The organism is Brevibacterium sp. Z349TD_9, assembly GCF_056173565.1.
The window spans coordinates 1,743,806-1,762,238 of record NZ_CM149680.1; the positions used below are offsets into that span (position 1 = coordinate 1,743,806).

Here is an 18,433-nt window from a genome sequence, read left to right on the forward strand (position 1 = left end):
GTCACGCGCAGATGAAGCTGTTCGCTGACACCAGACCGCTCAGATACGACAACTACCGCCGGCTGTGGCTGGCGAACATCGTCACCGTCCTCGGGGCGCAGATGACCGTTGTCGCGATCCCCGCGCAGATCTTCCACATCACCGGCTCGTCCGGGTACGTGGGTCTGAGCGGGGTCTTCGGTCTCGTTCCCCTTATCGTCTTCGGTCTCTGGGGCGGATCGCTCGCCGACGTCGTCGATCGGCGCAAGCTCCTCATCGTCTCCACTGCCGGCCTCATCGTCACAAGCGCCCTGCTCGCGGTGCTCGCGATCATCCGGATCGACAATGTGTGGCTGCTGCTGAGCGTCTTCGCACTCCAACAGGCCTTCTTCGGTCTCAACCAGCCGGCGCGAGGGGCGCTGCTGCCGACGATCGTGCCGCTCGCGCTCCTGCCGGCGGCGAATTCGCTCAACATGACGGTCGCGACCCTGGGAGCGGTCGCCGGTCCCGTCATCGGCGGAGCGCTCATCCCGGTCTTCGGGTATCAGATGCTCTACATCCTCGACGCGCTCTTCCTTGCCACCACCCTCTATGCCGTGGTGAAACTGCCCGCGCTCATCCCGGGAAAGCAGCCGGACACGCGCTCCGGGTTCAAGGGCGTCGTTGACGGCTTCCGCTACCTGGGGACGAACACCGTCGTCATGGTCTCCCTTCTCGTCGATGTCATCGCCATGGTCTTCGGGATGCCGCGAGCACTGTTCCCGCAGATCGCGACCGAGACCTTCGGCGGGCCCCCGGAGGGCGGCATCGTCTTCTCCCTCCTCTTCGCCGCACTTGCCGCGGGCAGTGCTCTGGCGGGCATCTTCTCCGGGTGGGTGTCGAAAGTCGAACGCCAAGGCCTCGCGGTCATCGTCGCGATCCTCGTCTGGGGTGCGGCGATGGCGATTTTCGGCTTCTCACTCGAGTTCGCTTCCGGCTTCTGGACGGCGGCTCTCATCGTCGCCCTCTTCGGCCTCGCCCTCGGAGGGGGAGCCGACATCATCTCCGCGGCGTTTCGCTCGACGATGCTCCAGGAGGCGGCGAGCGATGACATGCGCGGGCGGATGCAGGGCGTCTTCATCGTCGTCGTCGCCGGTGGCCCGCGGATCGCGGACATCCTCCACGGCTACGCGGCAGAGGCGACGAACACGACGATCGCCTCGGCGGGAGGCGGCATCGCCGTCATCGTCCTCGTCCTCATCTGCGCTGCGGTCTTCCCGGCGTTCCGCCGCTACAGCGTCGACCGCGGGGGACCGGACGACCTTCGCACCGTGGCGTAGCCGACGTCCCCGCGGGGACGTGCGCCTCGGGGTGACGACGCGAGAAGCAACGCTGATGTACAGCGATATCCGAACACGAATCGATGAGAAGGTCGCGGATATATTACGTTCCTGTGGAACCAATGCTGGTGAGATCTCCGCTTTCCTGACAAGCCCGCGGATGTGCGCGATTGTCATGAGACGTCGATATTTCATCAATTCCTTAACAGGGCCGCCAGCAGGCAATGATCGATGTAGCGTCGTTGGTGCATAACACCTCACAAGAAAGGACAGGAATGGGACGCTTTTCGCAGCTGCCGCACTCTCCCTCGCTATCGGCCCCGCGCACATCGCGTCAGCCGGTCAGCCGACGTGTCCATGACCGCCACAAAGCGATCAAGGCGATGAAGTGCGTATGACTCACGATCGGAAGGAATCTCTGTCGAGCGGCGAGCTCAGGAACGAGCACCTTAAGAAGTTCGGGATCAAAGCGCTGGTGCTGATACCGCTCGCTCTGCTCGGATGGCTGCTCACAATGAACAGCTCTATGGGCGCTGTGGTGCCTGTTCTCATCGTCGTCGGAGGAGCCGTTGTTCTCGCCATCGATGGCGTTCTGAGATACAGGGCGGAAAGGCACTCCGTGCACGGCTGACTACCCGATACATGCCACTTGGCACGACAGAGGCGGAGTGCGACCAACCGGGGTACTTCGAGTTCGAGCCCGGTGAGCGACTGCCCCGCATAAGAGGCTGCCTCCCTCACACCTCGGTGAGGGCGGACTCCATGTTCGCGAGCACCCGCGGCCAGCCGGCCCCCATCCCGGTGAACGCCTGCCTGCCCATCGGGGTATCGACGTCGAGGCCTGAATGAGCGAGGTGCAGACGGGTGCCCGTGCCTTCGGGGTGGAGTGTCCAGGTGAGCGTCGAGTCAAGACTGCCCTCGGCGTACGTATGAGCGAAGAGGGTCTCAGGTTCGACTCGGGTGACGGTGCACGGCTGCTGGCCGAAGCCGCCCATATCGAGGGTGAAGGCGTGCCCGACGACGGGCGCGACGTCGCCGAGCGCCCACCACATCGCGAGGATCTCGGGTTCGGTGAGTGCCCGCCACACTGTGCGGGGCGGATGGGTGAGGAACTGATCGACGTCGATCGTGCGATCGTCGGTCATCGCTGGCCTCCAAGAAGTCGTGAATCCGGGCGACGCGCCGCGCGGCGTGGGCGACATGCGACGCGCCACTCGGCGTGGGCGACATGCGAAGCATCGGTCGGTGGCGGCGCGCAACGCCGGTCGTGGCCGCTGGCAACGTCAGTCCGAGATCGTACCCCATACGTGCGGCCGCAAAAACAACCCTGGCACACGTAGGATCTGCCGCTAAGACTCTGACGTGCTGAGCTGCCGAGGCGTTATGCCCCGGCGGGGATGATGTGCGGTTGCAGGGATGAATTGTCGGCACACGGTGGATTCGACGGCCGGAGGTTTCGGCGCGGCGCGGCGCGGCGTGGGGAGACAGGCGCGGTGGGGAGCGCGCCGGGGTCGAGGGGAGTGCTGATGATGACCGCGCGGCCGCGGGCGACGGTGCCCGCGGCCCCGCGGTGGGGTGAAGCGACCGTGCGGTCAGGCCTGGGGCGTGTAGACCGCGTTCTCTGCCGGCTGGACGACGACGAAGCCCGGGCCGTGGAAGGCGAGCTGGATCGACTCGCCGGAGCCGCGGCCGAAGAACGATCCAAGGCTGACGTCGGTCTTGATCTGCGGGGCGAGCGAGGAGGACCAGCACACGGCCGACTGCGGGTCGACGAAGGTCGGCTGCTGGGATGCGTCGAGGACCATCGGGTCGCCCTTGCAGCAGATCGCGGCCGTGCCGGTGCCGCTGAGTTCGAGGTTGAACAGGCCCGATCCGCTGGCGAGCGCGCCGACGCCGCCCTTGATCCGCTTGATCTCCCACGCGAGAGCATCGTCGAAGGCGAGGAGGTTGGCAGTGTTGACGGTGAGCGCATCCTGCTGGCCCTCAAGGGTCATCATGAAGATGTTCGAGGCCTCGCGGGCGAAGAAGACCTCGCCGTTGCCTTCGACGCGCATGACGTTGCCGCCCTCACCGGTCGCGGCCTTCTTCATGAACTGGCCGACCGACTTCGATCCCTGGTGGGAGAAGCGGACGTCGCCCTGGTAGGCGACCATGGCGCCCTTCGTGGCGATCATCGGCGCGTCCGGCGTGATCACGGTCCGCAGCATCTTGCTCGACTGCAGGGTCCAACGGTCGCGGTTCTGCACCTCGGCGTTGCGCTGGGCAAAGAGCTCACTTCTCATCGTCTGTCATGCCTTTCTCACCAGGAGGGACCCAGTGTCCCTTCCTTCGTCGTCTCAATCGTAGAGGGATTCCGCGCCGGTGAGCGGGCGAATGATGTGGTGATTCTGGAACACGGGTGAATTCGGTGCGAACACGACGCAGGGCGGAACCGGGATGCTCCCCGATTCCGCCCTGCGTCCTGGCGTCGGCCCTCAGGCCTGCGGTTCGAACTCGATCGCCGAGATGGTGATCGCGTCCCCGCCGACGTCGGTCGTGAGCGTCTGCACCCGTCCGGCGGCCTTGAGATCGCCCTCCGCCGAGGCGACGGCCCCGGTGATCTGGGCCGGAGCCTCGATCGAGAGACTGAGCACCGGAGTCTTCTGCGAGACCTTCGCCTCGGTCTTCGCCCGCCGGATCTCGCTGAGCACAGCCGCCACCGAGGTGAGCAGGCCCGGATCGACCGAGCCCATCGGATCGATGAGCTGCTCCCTGCCCGGCCACGGTGCACGGTGGACCGACCCGGTCCGCCACCACGACCACACCTCTTCGGTGACGAAGGGCATGATCGGCGCGAACAGCCGCAGCAGCACGTCGAGGGCCGTGGCCAGCGTCACGTGGGCGGAGAGCTGATCCTCCTCGGTGCCCGCACCGTACGAGCGGTCCTTGACGAGTTCGACGTAGTCGTCGGTGAACTCCCAGAAGAAGCTCTCGACCTCGCGCAGGGCGTGGGCGTAGTCGTACGCGGCCATGTGCTCGGTGGCACTCGCCGTGACCTCGCCGAGGCGCACGAGCAGCGCCCGATCGAGGTCATGGGTGACCGAACCGACCTGTCCGACGAGTCCGGCGTGGACACCCTGGGCGAGAGCGAACTTCGAGGCGTTGAGCAGCTTCATCGCCAGCCGCCTGCCGATCTGCATCTGCGAGACGTCATAGGCCGTGTCGGCGCCGAGCTTCGCACTCGCCGCCCAGTAGCGCACCGCGTCGGGGCCGAACCCCGGCTTCGCCTCGGCGAGGATGTCGGAGGGGACGACGACGTTGCCCTTCGACTTCGACATCTTCTTCCGGTCGGGGTCGAGGATCCAGCCCGAGAGGCCGGCGTGCCTCCATGGGGCGGCGTCGTTGAGAGAGTTCGCGCGCACGATCGTCGAGAAGAGCCACGTGCGGATGATGTCGTGGGCCTGCGGGCGCAGGTCGAACGGGAAGACGGTCTCGAAGAACTTCTCGTCCCGGCTCCACTTGCCCAGCAGCTGCGGGGTCAGCGACGACGTCGCCCACGTGTCGAGGACATCGGGGTCGGCGGAGAACCCGCCCGGCTGGTCGCGCTGCTCCTCGGTGAAGCCCGCGGGCACCTCGGCGATGGGATCGACGGGCAGCGACTCGGGAACGATCGGGTTCTCGTAGTCGGGTTCACCGGCCTCGTCGAGGCGGTACCACAGGGGGATGGGCACGCCGAAGTAGCGCTGCCGGGACACGAGCCAGTCGCCGTTGAGGTTCTCCACCCAGTTCTCGTAGCGCGAGCGCATGAACGCGGGGTGCCAGTCGATCTCCCGCCCGCGGGCGATGAGCTCGTTGCGCAGCTCGGCCGAACGCCCGCCGTTGCGGATGTACCACTGGCGGGAGGTGACGACCTCGAGCGGCTTGTCGCCCTTCTCGTAGAACGGCACCGGATGGGTGATCGCTTCGATCTCCCCGACGAGGTCGCCGCTGTCCCTGAGCATCTCCGCGATGTCCTTGCGGGCGGTGAACGTCGTCTTGCCCGCGAGCTGCTCGTAGTTGGCCACGGCGTCGGGCTTCGGGGAGGCGGCGATCCACTCGGGCACCTCGAGGCTGAGCCGTCCGGCGCGGTTGACGACGGCGCGGGTGGGCAGGTCGAGCTCCCGCCACCACGTGACGTCGGTGAGGTCGCCGAAGGTGCAGACCATGGCGATGCCGGTGCCCTTGTCGGACTTCGCGAGCTCGTGCGCCCTGACCTCGACCTCGACGCCGAAGAGGGGAGAGACGAAGGTCGTGCCGAAGTGCGGCTGGTAGCGCTCGTCGTCGGGGTGGGCCACGAGGGCGACGACAGCGGGGATGAGCTCGGGCCGCGAGGTGAGGATGATGATCGGGTCGGCCGAGGTGTCAGCGAGACCGTCAGTGCCCTGCGGGAAGAACCTCACCTTGTGGTAGGCGCCCTCCTTCTCCCGGTCCTCGAGTTCGGCCTGGGCCACGGCGGTGCCGAAGGTGACGTCCCACATCGTCGGGGCATCCTGCGAATACGCATGCCCACCGGCGAGGTCGGCGAGGAACGCCCGCTGGCTCACAGCACGGGAGGTGTCGTCGATCGTCCGGTACGTGTACTTCCAGTCCACGGACAGGCCGGTGGAGCGGAAGAGGTCCTCGAAGACCTTCTCGTCCTCAGCCGAGAGCTGCTCGCAGAGTTCGATGAAGTTCCGCCGGGACACGCGCACGAAGTCCCGGGAGTTCTTCGCCGGCTTCGCCGGCGGTTCGAAGTCGGCATCGTAGGGCTGGGAGGGATCGCAGGTGACCCCGTAGTAGTTCTGCACACGCCGTTCGGTCGGCAGGCCGTTGTCGTCCCAGCCGAGAGGATAGAAGACGTTCTTGCCCTGCATCCGCTGGAAGCGGGCGATGATGTCGGTCTGGGTGTAGGAGAAGACGTGGCCGACGTGGAGGGATCCCGACGCCGTCGGCGGGGGAGTGTCGATCGAGTAGACCTGCTCACGGTCGGTGTCGACGTCGAACGCATAGACGTCGGACTCGCTCCAGGCGGCATCCCATTTGTCGCGAAGTCCTTCGAGGGCCGGCTTGTCCGGCAGGCTGACTGACTCGTGCGTCGAGTCTCCGTAGGCAGGTGAGTTCATAGTTGTCGATTTTCTCACTCGCACCCCGACTCGCCAAACCGGTCCCGGCCCCCGCACGTGCGCCTCACCGGCATGCGGAGCGGTCCAGCCCCGCGGCAGGAGCAGGTCCGGAGATGAGACGATGGGGACATGGCGACCTTGGACAAGATCGGAACAGAGAATCCGCCGCCCACCTCGACGGGCTGGATGAATCCGGCCCGCGCCTTCGCCATCGTCGCGGTCGTCGCCATCCACTCCCTCGGCACCGTCGTCGAAGAGAACTTCGCCGCTCAGGGCCCCGACTGGTGGGTCGCGAACGTCATCGACTCCGCGTGCCGCTGGTCGGTGCCCGTGTTCATCATGATCTCCGGCGCCCTGGCCCTCGACCCCCGTCGCGGCACCGAGCCGCGGAAGTTCCTCTCCAAACGCGTGTGGCGCATCGGCATCCCGCTCGTGTTCTGGACGGTCGTCTACGTCGCCTTCCGACGCTTCTACCTGCTGCCGCCCGATTCGGACTGGAACGCGTTCCTCGCCATCCTCTCCGGCTCACCCTTCGTCCAGCTCTACTTCCTCTACGTCCTCGCCGGGCTCACCCTTCTCACCCCTTTCTTCCGACTGCTCAGCGTCCACGGCTCGCGGCGCCTCCAATGGGGGACGGGGCTGATCTTCCTCGGCATCGGCATGGTCGACCAGTTCGTGTCGATGATCTTCTCCGTCGGGGAGGCGAACATCGCCACCCGCTTCCTGCCGATGGCCGGCTTCTACATCCTCGGTTGGGTGCTCCGCGACGTCGTGCTCTCCACCCGCGGCGTCGTCTGGGCCTGGGTCGCCTTCGTCGCGGCGACGGCGACGACGGCACTGTGGGCGGGTTTCGGACCAGGCGAGAAGCCGTGGCTCTACCCGTACGAATACCTGTCCCCGGGCGTCGTCATCGCCTCACTGGCCGCCTACTTCCTCCTCCACCACTACATGCGCACGGGCTTCCGGTTCCTCCACTGGTTCTACCCGTACTCCTTCGGCGTCTTCCTCCTCCACCCCCTCGTCCTCTATCCCCTGCGCAACGAGATCGGCCTGCCGACGACCGTGCCCGGCGTCCTCGTCCACGCCTTCGTCATGCCCGTCGTCTACACCGTCATCTGCGTCGCGATCACATGGGTGGCGGTGAAGATCCCCGGAGTCCGTGCCGTCTTCGGCGAAGGCGCTCCCCGCAACCCCTCACCACCGCCGAGGCGCTCGGCCTAGTCCCGCACACCGGATCGTCCCAGCCCCGCCCCCGTCACGACTCGTAGACTGGCCCCACAGTCAGTCAGCGAGCACAGAGGAGTGGGAAGAGATGAGCGCACTGCGGGCAGTGGTGACAGGAGCGAGCTCGGGCATCGGCGCGGCCACCGTGCGTGACCTGCGGGAACAGGGTTGGGACGTCGTCGCCGTGGCCAGACGCGAGGACAGGCTCTCCGCCCTGGCCGAGGAGACCGGGGCGAGCATGATCGTCGCCGACCTCACCGACGACGCAGCCGTGGCCGCGATGGCTGCCGAGGTGCTCGCCGGCGGACCCGTCCATGCCCTCGTCGCCAACGCAGGAGCCGCGTACGGCACCGACACCGTCGCTGAGGCCTCGGTCGAGGGGTGGCGGGACATGTTCGACATCAACGTCCTCGGCGTCCTCCGCGTCGTCCAGGCGTTCCTGCCCGCTCTCATCTCATCGGGCCGCGGCGACATCGTCGTCATGTCCTCGACCGCGGGCCATCAGGCCTACGAGGGCGGCGGAGGGTACGTCGCCGCCAAGCACGGCACGCACTCGATCGCCGCGACCCTGCGCCTCGAACTCGCCGGTGAGCCGGTGCGCGTCATCGAGATCGCCCCGGGCATGGTCGCCACCGACGAGTTCACGCTCAAACGCGTCGGGGGAGACGCCGAACGCGCAGGCAAGGTCTACGAAGGGGTCGAGAACCCGCTCACGGCCGAAGACGTCGCCGACGCCGTGGTGTGGACCCTCACCCGACCGCACCACTTCAACGTCGACCTCATGGTCATCCGCCCCATCGCCCAGGCAGCCCAGCACAAGGTCGCCCGGAACAAGGGGCTCTGAGAAGGGAGAGCACACCGCCCACAGCGCCGTCTCCGCGCTGCCCGCAGCGCAGTCCGCACCGCCCGCCGGGCGCCCGGCGCCGCCCGGCACCCGGCGGGTGGTCCGGGGCTGCGGACAGGGTATAGAATCGGGACTGCGATGATCCGGCCATCACCGGGGAGCATCCGGAAGAACAGCGACTCCGACCGCCTCGACGGTCGACCTCGCCCATTAGACCCGGACGGTTGGACCCGTCATCGTCCGCCGATGAGCGATCCGCTCGCCGCCGCCCCGCGGTGCGAACGGATAAGCGGGGTGGTACCGCGGCAGTGATGTCGTCCTCGCGGCACGTGACCGCTGCTACGCACAAGGACGCTCATGACGCAACCGCTCTACCCCAAGGTCTCGACCTCCGCCTTCGGCCTCAGCGCCTCCCCGAACTTCCCGGAGATCGAGCGCGCCGTGCTCGAGTACTGGAAGCAGGACGACACCTTCCAGGCCTCGATCGACGAGCGCGACCCGGGCGAGAACGGCTCGAACGAGTTCGTCTTCTACGACGGCCCTCCCTTCGCCAACGGCCTGCCCCACTACGGTCACCTCCTCACCGGATACGTCAAGGACGTCGTGCCGCGGTTCCAGACGATGCGGGGCAAGAAGGTCGACCGCCGGTTCGGCTGGGACACCCACGGCCTGCCCGCCGAGCTCGAGGCCGAACGCCAGCTCGGCATCACCGACAAGTCCGAGATCGGCCGGATGGGACTCGCCGCCTTCAACGACGCGTGCCGCGCCTCCGTGCTGCGCTATACGAAGGAGTGGGAGGAGTACGTCACCCGCCAGGGACGCTGGGTCGACTTCGACAACGACTACAAGACGCTCGACGTCAACTACATGGAGAGCGTCATCTGGGCGTTCAAGCAGCTCTGGGACAAGGGCCTCGTCTACGAGGGCTACCGCGTCCTGCCCTACTGCTGGAAGGACCAGACCCCGCTCTCGAGCCACGAGCTGCGGATGGACGACGACGTCTACAAGATGCGTCAGGACCCGGCGGTGACGATCGGGTACAAGCTCTCAGACGCCGACGAATGGGTCCTCATCTGGACGACGACCCCGTGGACGGTGCCGTCGAACCAGGCCGTGGCCGTCAACCCGGAGATCCCGCTCGTCGCCGTCGTCGCCGGTGACGACGGTGCGCCCGAACTCCAGGGCAAGACCCTCATCCTCGCCGAGGCGCGCCTGAGCGCCTACGCCCGTGAACTCGGGGAGAACCCGGAGATACTGCGCACGTTCCCCGCCGGCGAGCTCGTCGGACGCGAGTACGAACCGCCGTTCCCCTACTTCGAGGCGCGCCAGGACGACTACGGGCAGCGGATGCACACGATCCTCTCCGCCGACTTCGTCACCACAGGGGACGGCACCGGCATCGTCCACCAGTCGCCGGCCTTCGGTGAGGAGGACAAGGAGCTCACCGATTCCTACGGCATCCTCGCCGTGCGCCCCGTCGACGACGCGGGCCTCTTCGACTCGACCGTCCCCGACTACGAGGGACAGCAGGTCTTCGACGCCAACCGTCAGATCATCCGCGACCTGCGCGACCACACCGGCCCGCTCGCCGGCCGCAACGCCCTGCTCGTGCGCCACGAGAGCTACGAGCACTCGTACCCGCACTGCTGGCGTTGCCGCAACCCGCTCATCTACCGGGCCGTGTCGTCCTGGTTCGTCCGCGTCACCGAGTTCAAGGACCGCATGGTCGAACTCAACGAGCAGATCAACTGGGTGCCCGAGAACGTCAAGTACGGCCAGTTCGGCAAGTGGCTCGAGAACGCCCGCGACTGGTCGATCTCGCGCAACCGCTTCTGGGGGTCGCCGATCCCGGTGTGGATCTCCGACGATCCCTCCTACCCCCGCACCGACGTCTACGGCTCGCTCGCGGAGATCGAAGCCGACTTCGGCCGCCTCCCGGTCAACGACAGGGGCGAGGTCGACCTCCACCGGCCGTGGGTCGACGACCTCACCCGCCCGAACCCCGACGACCCGACGGGGAAGTCGACGATGCGCCGGATCCCGGAGATCTTCGACGTGTGGTTCGACTCGGGGTCGATGAGCTACGCCCAGGTCCACTACCCGTTCGAGAACGCCGAATGGTTCGACAACCACTTCCCGGCGGACTTCATCGTCGAGTACATCGGCCAGACCCGCGGATGGTTCTACCTCCTCCACGTCCTCGCTACCGCGATCTTCGACCGTCCGGCCTTCCGCAACGTCATCTCCCACGGCATCGTGCTCGGCTCCGACGGGCAGAAGATGTCGAAGTCCCTGCGCAACTACCCCGACGTCAACGAGGTCTTCGACCGCGACGGCTCGGATGCGATGCGCTGGTTCCTCATGGCCTCGTCCATCCTGCGCGGCGGCAACCTCGTCGTCACCGAGCAGGGCATCCGCGATGCCGTGCGCCAGGTCGTCCTCCCGCTGTGGAACACATGGCAGTTCTTCGCGACGTACTCCAACACGGCCGACGCCGCGGGAGGGGATGCCGGCGAGGATCGCAGCGGCTACCGCGCGCAGAAGCGCTTCGACTCCACCCAGGTCCTCGACCGCTACCTGCTCGCGAAGACCCATGACCTCATCGTCGACTTCGCTGCGGCGATGGACGACTTCGACGTGTGGGCGGCCTGCGAGATCGTCCGCAGCTACCTCGACATGCTCACCAACTGGTACGTGCGCCGGTCCCGGCGCCGCTTCTGGGACGGCGGCGCCGAGACGCATGAGACCTTCGACGTCCTCTACACGTGCCTCGAGGCCTTCTGCCGAGTCGCAGCCCCGCTGCTGCCGTTCACGGTCGAGGAGATCTACCGCGGACTCACCGGCAACCGCTCCGTCCACCTCGAGGACTACCCGGATGCCTCCGAGTTCCCGGCCGACGCCGACCTCGTCGCCGCGATGGATCTCACCCGCGACATCAGTTCGACCGCCTCGTCGGTGCGCAAGGCCAACCGCCTGCGGGTGCGCCTGCCGCTCAGCCGCCTCGTCGTCGCCAGCGGCGAGCATCTGGGGTCCGAGTTCACCGCGATCATCGCCGATGAGCTCAACGTGCGGGAGGTCGAATCGCTCGACCTCGCCGAGGCGGAGGCAGCAGGCTTCTCGCTCACCCAGAACCTCGTCGTCAACGCCCGTGCCGCGGGACCGCGTCTGGGCAAGCAGGTCCAGGCCGCGATCAAGGGCTCGAAGACCGGGGACTGGTCGGTCGGCGCCGACGGCACCGTGACGAGCGGGGGAGTCGACCTCGTCGAAGGCGAGTACACGCTCGAGTCGGTGGCCGAATCCGGCTCCGACGGCATGGAGCTCGCCGCCCTCGACTCGGGCTTCCTCGCCCTCGACACCCGGGTCACCCCGGAGCTCGAGGCCGAGGGCGTGGCCCGTGACACCGTGCGCGCGATCCAGGGCATCCGCAAGCAGCTCGACCTCAACGTCGCCGACAGGATCACCGTCGTCATCGAGGCCGAGGACTCCGTCGCCGAGGCGCTCGGCGCCCACCGGGACCTCATCAGCGCAGAGACCCTGGCCACCGGGCTCGACTTCGCGTCCCTCGATGGGGCCGCCGAGGTCTTCGCCCCCGAGGAGCTTCCCTCGGGCACCCGGATCTCGGTGGTGCGGGCATGAGCGCCGACGAGCTCACCCGGGTGTACGCGACCCTGCTCACCCGGGCAGGGGAGACCCAGGTCGAGGTCCGCCTCGACGCGACCAAGCGCGCCGTCGAACTCCTCGGCGACATCCACCGGGCAGCGCCGGTCATCACGGTGACCGGGACGAACGGCAAGACGTCGACGGCGCGGATGATCGATGCGATCCTCACCGCCCACGACCTGCGGGTGGGACGCTTCACCAGCCCCCACCTGCATTCGGTGACCGAGCGGGTCTCCGTCGACGGCCACCCGGTCGCCGATGAGGACTTCGTGCGGATCTTCGACGAGATCGCCCCGTACCTCGACATCGTCGACGCCGAACTCGCCGAGGCGGGCCGGGCGACCCTCACCTACTTCGAGGTGCTCACGATCCTCGCGTTCGCGATCTTCGCCGACGCTCCCGTCGATGTCGTCGTCGCCGAGGTCGGCATGGGAGGGGAGTGGGACTCGACCAACGTCGCCGATGCCGAGGTCTGCGTGTTCACGCGCATCGGCATGGACCATCAGGCGTTCCTCGGCGACACGCTGGCAGAGATCGCCCGGACGAAGGCGGGCATCCTCGACCGCACCGTCGATCCCAGCCCTGCCCCCGAGCCGACCGCCGTCATCGCCCTCCAGGAGGACGAGGCGCTGACCGTCCTCGATGCCGAAGCCGCCGAACGCAGCGTGCCCACCCTCGTCGAGGACCGGAACTTCCGCCTCCTCGAGCGCCAGCGCGCCGTCGACGGCCAGCTCATCACGGTCCAGGGTCTGCGCGACGTCTACTCGGACCTCTTCCTGCCCTTGCACGGGGAGCATCAGGCGCACAACGCCGCCGTCGCCCTCGTCGCCGCGGAGACGTTCCTCGGCGATGAGGACAAACCCCTCGACCGCGACACCGTCGCCGAAGGACTCTCCCATGTCACCTCGCCCGGACGCGCCGAACTCGTGCGCACCGGACCCGCGGTCCTCGTCGACGGGGCCCACAACCCCGACGCCGCAGCGGTGCTCGCCGAGACGATCGCCGAGGCGTTCGACTTCGACTACACCGTCATCGTCCTCGGCATGCTCGCCGACAAGGACGTCCACGGGGTGCTCGAGGCCCTCCACCGGTCCGCGGACGCCTTCGTCGTCACCGCCCCGGTGAGCGACCGGGCCCTCGACATCGACACCCTCGCCGAGGCGGCCCGGGAATGGGTCGACGAGGACGCCGTCCTCACCGCCCCCGACCTCAACGCGGCCCTGATGAAGGCCCTCGACCTCGTCGCCGCCGCCGATGCGGAGCGCCCCGGCGTCGTCGTCACCGGCTCGCTCTACACCGTCGCCGAGGCCCGCCTGCTGCTGGGACGGGAGGAGGCCGAATGAAGTCGAAGTACCCCGTGCTCGCCGGGTCGATCCTCATCTGCGAACTCGTCGTCGTCTACTTCGCGGCACTGACCGCGTACGGACTGACGGTGAAGACCAACGGCACGCTCACACTCACCCAGCTGCTCGTCGGCGCCTCGATCATCGCCGTCGTCGCGATCGTCGCCGTCGTCCTCCTGCCGCGGCAGATCGGGCAGCGCCGCCCCGGGGCGGCGATCGGGTGGCTCGTCCAGGTGCTCCTCGTGGCCACCGGCTTCGTCATTCCGGCGATGTTCTTCGTCGCGGCCATCTTCGTCGCGATGTACGCCGTGGCCGTCTACTGGTCGGCGCGCATCGACCGCGAGGTCGCCGAACGCGCGTGAGCGGTCATCGCCGGGAACCGCCCGGGTACACTGTCCAACGTTGATCTCATCGACCGGAAGGACCGGAATGGAACGCACGCTCATCCTCATCAAGCCCGACGGAGTCGCCCGGGGACTCGTCGGACAGATCCTCTCCCGCATCGAGGCCAAGGGCTACACGATCGATGCGCTGAGCCTGCGCACCGCCACCGCCGAGGAACTCGCCGCCCACTACGCCGAGCATGAGGGCAAGCCGTTCTACCAGCCGCTCGTCGACTTCATGTCCGAGGGCCCGATCGTCTCGATCATCGCCTCCGGGCAGGGCGTCATCCCCGGCTTCCGCTCTCTGGCCGGGGCGACCGACCCGACGGCGGCCGCCCCCGGCACGATCCGCGGCGACCTCGGCCGCGACTGGGGCGAGAAGGTGCAGAAGAACCTCGTCCACGGCTCCGACTCCCCGGAGTCGGCCGAGCGCGAGATCGGCATCTGGTTCCCCAACTGAGCCGGGTCCGCCGAGACGAGAGCGCCCCGCAGGTCAGCCGACCTGCGGGGCACGTTGCTGTCTGGGGTCCGCACCCGACCATCGACGGGGAAACGGGACCTGGAGGAGGGACGACCGCCTCGGCGGGGGACTGGGACCCAGAAGGGGCCTGGGACCCAGAGGAGGGACCGGAACTCAGAGAAGCGTCGAGAAGAAGTTCCAGAACTGGACGACGACGCAGAAGGCGATGATGAGCAGCCAGACGACGGCGATCGCGATGTTCTCCTTCGCGAGCACCCGGACGATCGCACTGTCGCGCACGCCGCGACCGAAGCTGCCGGCCAGGGCGTTGTGAGCGGTGACGGCGCAGAACATCGGGATCGTCACGGTCCACACGACCATGCACCACGGGCAGCCGACGCCGATGACGTAGATCGAGGTGTAGAAGAGGAACATGACGAGGGCGACGCCGAGGGCGAGGCCGATGTTGAGCCCGATCATCACCCAGGCGGGGATCCGCGCCTTCGCGACGAGGAGGACGCCGAGGAGGAGCGGGAAGATGAACGCGGCGACGCCGATGAGCTGATTGGGGAAGCCGAAGAGCTGGCTCTGCGGCCACTCCATGACCGAACCGCACGAGAAGAACGGGTTGAGGTCGCACGAGAGCGCCGCTTCGGGGTTCTCGAGCTTCTCGTACTTCTCGACGGCGAGGGCGAAGGAGGCGAGGAAGCCGATGACGGAGCCGACGATGAGGAAGATCCCCAAGGCCGTCGGCCGCAGCACCCACGACCTCGTCGGTGCTGCTGGAGCGATGTCGTCGGCCAGGTCGTCGTCTGCGGGCGCGTGTGCGGTGTTCACCCCTCAAGCATGCCTGCCCGCGGGGTCCGCGGCAAACCGCGCACAGCCCCTCGCACCGCAGATGACAGGAGAAACTGTGACATAATGGTGCGACGGATACTCGCCCTCACACCGGGCGGGAGACGTGCCTCCACCGAGTCGAGGGAACGGCCTCGCAGGTCGACACGAAGATGAGGCAGCATCCTGAGCCAACGCGCTGAGCGCGAGCCCGGGATGACATCCACAGGTTTCGGCCCGACACGGGCCATGCAGGACACCGGTCATCCGTGTGGTGTGGACGGAGACACCGGTCCAGGAGTGATCATGAACGATTCGACGAACGACAACGGCACATCGGATGCCACTGAGGGCATCCTCGCCGATCTCGCCGATCTGCAGGAGTCCGCGAATGCCGCGCGCAGCGCCGACCACCAGGTCGACGACAAGGTGCGCGAAGAGCTCGACAGCCTCGCCGATGCGGCAGGCTCCCTGCGGGAGAACCCCGACGAGGACGGCGAGGACTCCCGCCCCCGCAGCCGTCGCGGCCCGAAGCGGGCCCGTGAGGCGGTGGCCAACCGCGGGCTCGTCTTCGAGGAGTTCGTCCGCGAGACGGATCGCACCGGGTCGGACGGATCCGAGTCCGACGCCGACGCCGAGGAGGACGCCGCCCATGCACCGGCCCGCCCGCAGGCGCCCGCATTCGATCCCCGCAACCCCTTCGCCGCTCCCGCCGCCCCGCAGCCGGCCGAACCCGCGAGCCGCCCTGCCCCCGCCGTTCCGCAGCACGGCGGCCTGATCTTCCAGGTGCCCCAGGCCGAACTCGCCGAGGTCGTCACGGTCGATGACGACTACGACGATGAGGACGACGACCTCGCCGAGGACCGGGACTCGCGCAACGACGACGACCGCAGCGACGACGACCGCAGCGACCGGGACGAGGACTCCGAGTCCGGCGGACGGCGCCGTCGCCGCGGCGGCCGCGGCCGCCGCTCGCGCAGCCGCGACGATGACGGCGACGCCCGTGACGACGCTGAGTCCGAGCAGACCGAGGATGAGGACGAGCGTCCCTCCCGGTCGAAGCGCCGTGGCGGCAGGGCGGAGAAGAGCTCCGAGCGTGAGGAGTCCGAGAAGTCGGAGAGGTCCGAGAAGGCCGAGGCGAATGAGGACTCGCCGAAGGACAGGACCGGCGACTCCGACGACGATGACGAGGACGGCGGTTCGCGCCGTCGCCGCCGTCGCCGTTCCCGCTCGCGCGGGTCCGACGGCGACGAGGTCACCTCGCTCAAGGGCTCGACCCGCCTCGAGGCCAAGCGTCAGCGCCGCAAGGAGGGCCGTGAGGCCGGACGCCGTCGCCCGGTCATCACCGAAGCCGAGTTCCTCGCCCGCCGCGAGTCCGTCGATCGCACGATGCTCGTGCGCGAGAGCGGCGACCAGACCCAGCTCGTCGTCGTCGAGGACGGCATCGCCGTCGAGCACTATCTCAAGGAGAACCGCCAGCAGTCCTCGCTCATCGGCAACGTCTACCTCGGCAAGGTCCAGAACGTGCTCCCGAGCATGGAGGCGGCGTTCATCGACATCGGCAAGGGCCGCAACGCCGTGCTCTACGCCGGTGAGGTCAACTGGGACGCCCTCGGTATGGACGGCAAGGCCCGTCGGATCGAGACGGCGCTCAGCCCCGGCGACTCCGTGCTCGTCCAGGTGACGAAGGATCCGGTCGGGCACAAGGGTGCCCGTCTGACGAGTCAGATCTCCCTGCCGGGACGCTTCCTCGTCTACGTGCCCGGGAACTCGATGACCGGCATCTCCCGCAAGCTGCCCGACGTCGAACGCGCCCGCTTGAAGAAGCTGCTCAAAGAGCTCGTCGGCGACTCCAACGGCGTCATCGTCCGCACCGCAGCCGAAGGCGCGACCGACAAGGAACTCAGCCGGGACGTCGAACGCCTGACGAAGCGGTGGGAGACCATCGAGAAGAAGTCGAAGTCGACGAAGGTGCTCGCCCCGCAGCTGCTCTACAGCGAGCCGGACATGATCGTGCGCATCATCCGCGACGTCTTCAACGAGGACTTCAACTCGCTCGTCATCGACGGCGACGGCGCGTGGAACACCATCCACGAGTACGTCGAAGCCGTCGCCCCCGACCTCCTCGACCGGGTCCACCGGTACTCCGAGGACGATGGGATCTTCGACCACTACCGGGTCGAGGAGCAGATCCAGAAGGCGCTCAACCGCACCGTCAACCTGCCCTCGGGCGGTTCGCTCGTCATCGACCGCACCGAGGCGATGACGGTCATCGACGTCAACACCGGAAAGTTCACCGGTGCCGGCGGCAACCTTGAGGAGACCGTGACGAGGAACAACCTCGAAGCCGCCGAGGAGGTCATCCGCCAGCTGCGCCTGCGCGACATCGGCGGCATCATCGTCGTCGACTTCATCGACATGGTCCTCGAATCCAATCGCGACCTCGTCGTGCGCCGTCTCGTCGAATGCCTCGGTCGCGACCGGACGAAGCATCAGGTCGCCGAGGTGACCTCGCTCGGTCTCGTCCAGATGACGCGCAAGCGCATCGGCACCGGTCTGGCCGAGTCGATGGTCTCCGCCGGTGCCGACCTCAGCGGACGCGGGCTGCTCCTGCCCGGTTCGGAGGAGGACGGTTCGAAGGCCCACCGCGGCGGACGATCGTCGAACTCGGAGACCGGCGGCAAGCGCGACCGCAAGCGCCGATCGTCGGCGAAGTCGACCGAGACCGAGACGCAGTCGGATGCGGCGGCCAATGAGGCCTCCCGCTCCGCGGTCGCCGCGATCGCCAAGGCGACCCTGAAGAAGGACGACGAGACCGAGGCGGACGCGCAGCAGCCGTCCGAGGTCTCGGAGTCTCAGCCGAACCGGTCCGAGCGGAAGTCCGAGGGCCGATCGAAGTCGCGGGGACGGAAGCGGTCGACGAAGTCCGCGCGCGACGCCGAGTCGACGAACGACGCGAAGGCCGGGTCCACGGCCGAGGAGGCCCAGCCCGAGCCGCCGACGGAAACCGAGTCGGAGTCGCTCGCACAGTCTGCACCGTCGGCAGCTGAGCCCGAGCAGCCGGCAGGAGAGCTGCCGCTGATGATCGGTGCCGACACCACGACGAAGGTCGCGGTGGCCGCTGAGGAGCCGGCACCTCGGCGCAAGGCTCCGGTGAAGAAGGACAAGCCCGCCGAGGCCCCGCAGGAGTCCCTGCCGACCTCGTTCGTCATCATCGGCGAGGACTGAGGCCGAACCGCCGACTCCGCACCGTCGGCAATCGGCACC

Annotated in this window: 13 protein-coding genes; 9 read left to right on the top strand and 4 right to left on the bottom strand. The window is 67.9% G+C overall.

Features of this window, described 5'->3' with window-relative positions:
• Window positions 1-11: 11 nt before the first annotated feature.
• Both AC0VYB_RS07905 and AC0VYB_RS07910 read left to right on the top strand, forming a co-directional pair.
• On the top strand, window positions 12-1,298 hold the full coding sequence (locus AC0VYB_RS07905) for an MFS transporter (RefSeq protein WP_095375858.1): 1,287 nt from the start codon (window positions 12-14) through the stop codon (window positions 1,296-1,298).
• Window positions 1,299-1,692: 394 nt separating this feature from the next.
• Window positions 1,693-1,929, top strand: a complete 237-nt coding sequence (locus AC0VYB_RS07910; RefSeq protein ID WP_063249765.1) for a hypothetical protein — start codon at window positions 1,693-1,695, stop codon at window positions 1,927-1,929.
• A 106-nt stretch (window positions 1,930-2,035) separates the two neighbouring features.
• Here AC0VYB_RS07910 and AC0VYB_RS07915 read toward each other — a convergent pair whose 3' ends face one another.
• The 3 genes from AC0VYB_RS07915 to valS all read right to left on the bottom strand — a co-directional run bounded on the left by AC0VYB_RS07915 (window position 2,036) and on the right by valS (window position 6,418).
• Entirely contained in the window at window positions 2,036-2,443 is a 408-nt protein-coding gene (locus AC0VYB_RS07915; RefSeq protein ID WP_095375859.1) for an SRPBCC family protein, read from the bottom strand.
• A 447-nt stretch (window positions 2,444-2,890) separates the two neighbouring features.
• On the bottom strand, window positions 2,891-3,580 hold the full coding sequence (locus AC0VYB_RS07920) for an AIM24 family protein (protein ID WP_009375398.1): 690 nt from the start codon (window positions 3,578-3,580) through the stop codon (window positions 2,891-2,893).
• A 192-nt stretch (window positions 3,581-3,772) separates the two neighbouring features.
• A complete protein-coding gene (valS, locus tag AC0VYB_RS07925) occupies window positions 3,773-6,418 on the bottom strand; it encodes a valine--tRNA ligase (RefSeq protein WP_119296279.1) in 2,646 nt (881 codons plus the stop codon).
• A gap of 129 nt (window positions 6,419-6,547) precedes the next feature.
• Here valS and AC0VYB_RS07930 point away from each other — a divergent pair, with 129 nt between their 5' ends.
• From AC0VYB_RS07930 to ndk, 6 genes are all read left to right on the top strand, one after another.
• Window positions 6,548-7,639 (top strand): acyltransferase, encoded by a 1,092-nt coding sequence (locus AC0VYB_RS07930; protein WP_475385120.1) that lies wholly within the window; start codon window positions 6,548-6,550, stop codon window positions 7,637-7,639.
• 91 nt (window positions 7,640-7,730) lie between these two features.
• On the top strand, window positions 7,731-8,486 hold the full coding sequence (locus tag AC0VYB_RS07935) for an SDR family oxidoreductase (protein ID WP_063249777.1): 756 nt from the start codon (window positions 7,731-7,733) through the stop codon (window positions 8,484-8,486).
• A 357-nt stretch (window positions 8,487-8,843) separates the two neighbouring features.
• Window positions 8,844-12,122, top strand: coding sequence for an isoleucine--tRNA ligase (gene ileS, locus AC0VYB_RS07940; RefSeq protein ID WP_063249779.1), 3,279 nt, complete (start codon window positions 8,844-8,846; stop codon window positions 12,120-12,122).
• Window positions 12,119-13,489 (top strand): bifunctional folylpolyglutamate synthase/dihydrofolate synthase, encoded by a 1,371-nt coding sequence (locus AC0VYB_RS07945; RefSeq protein ID WP_063249781.1) that lies wholly within the window; start codon window positions 12,119-12,121, stop codon window positions 13,487-13,489. The genes ileS and AC0VYB_RS07945 overlap by 4 nt, the downstream gene beginning before the upstream one ends.
• A complete protein-coding gene (locus AC0VYB_RS07950) occupies window positions 13,486-13,851 on the top strand; it encodes a DUF4233 domain-containing protein (RefSeq protein WP_063249782.1) in 366 nt (121 codons plus the stop codon). Before AC0VYB_RS07945 ends, AC0VYB_RS07950 begins: the two co-directional genes overlap by 4 nt.
• A gap of 67 nt (window positions 13,852-13,918) precedes the next feature.
• A complete protein-coding gene (gene ndk / locus AC0VYB_RS07955; RefSeq protein WP_063249784.1) occupies window positions 13,919-14,332 on the top strand; it encodes a nucleoside-diphosphate kinase in 414 nt (137 codons plus the stop codon).
• 174 nt (window positions 14,333-14,506) lie between these two features.
• Here ndk and AC0VYB_RS07960 read toward each other — a convergent pair whose 3' ends face one another.
• On the bottom strand, window positions 14,507-15,169 hold the full coding sequence (locus tag AC0VYB_RS07960; protein WP_009375419.1) for a vitamin K epoxide reductase family protein: 663 nt from the start codon (window positions 15,167-15,169) through the stop codon (window positions 14,507-14,509).
• 303 nt (window positions 15,170-15,472) lie between these two features.
• Between AC0VYB_RS07960 and AC0VYB_RS07965 the strand changes: the two genes are divergently transcribed.
• The gene (locus AC0VYB_RS07965) at window positions 15,473-18,394 is read left to right on the top strand and encodes an Rne/Rng family ribonuclease (RefSeq protein WP_223289861.1); all 2,922 of its coding nucleotides are present in this window, start codon (window positions 15,473-15,475) and stop codon (window positions 18,392-18,394) included.
• The last annotated feature ends 39 nt before the right edge of the window (window positions 18,395-18,433 follow it).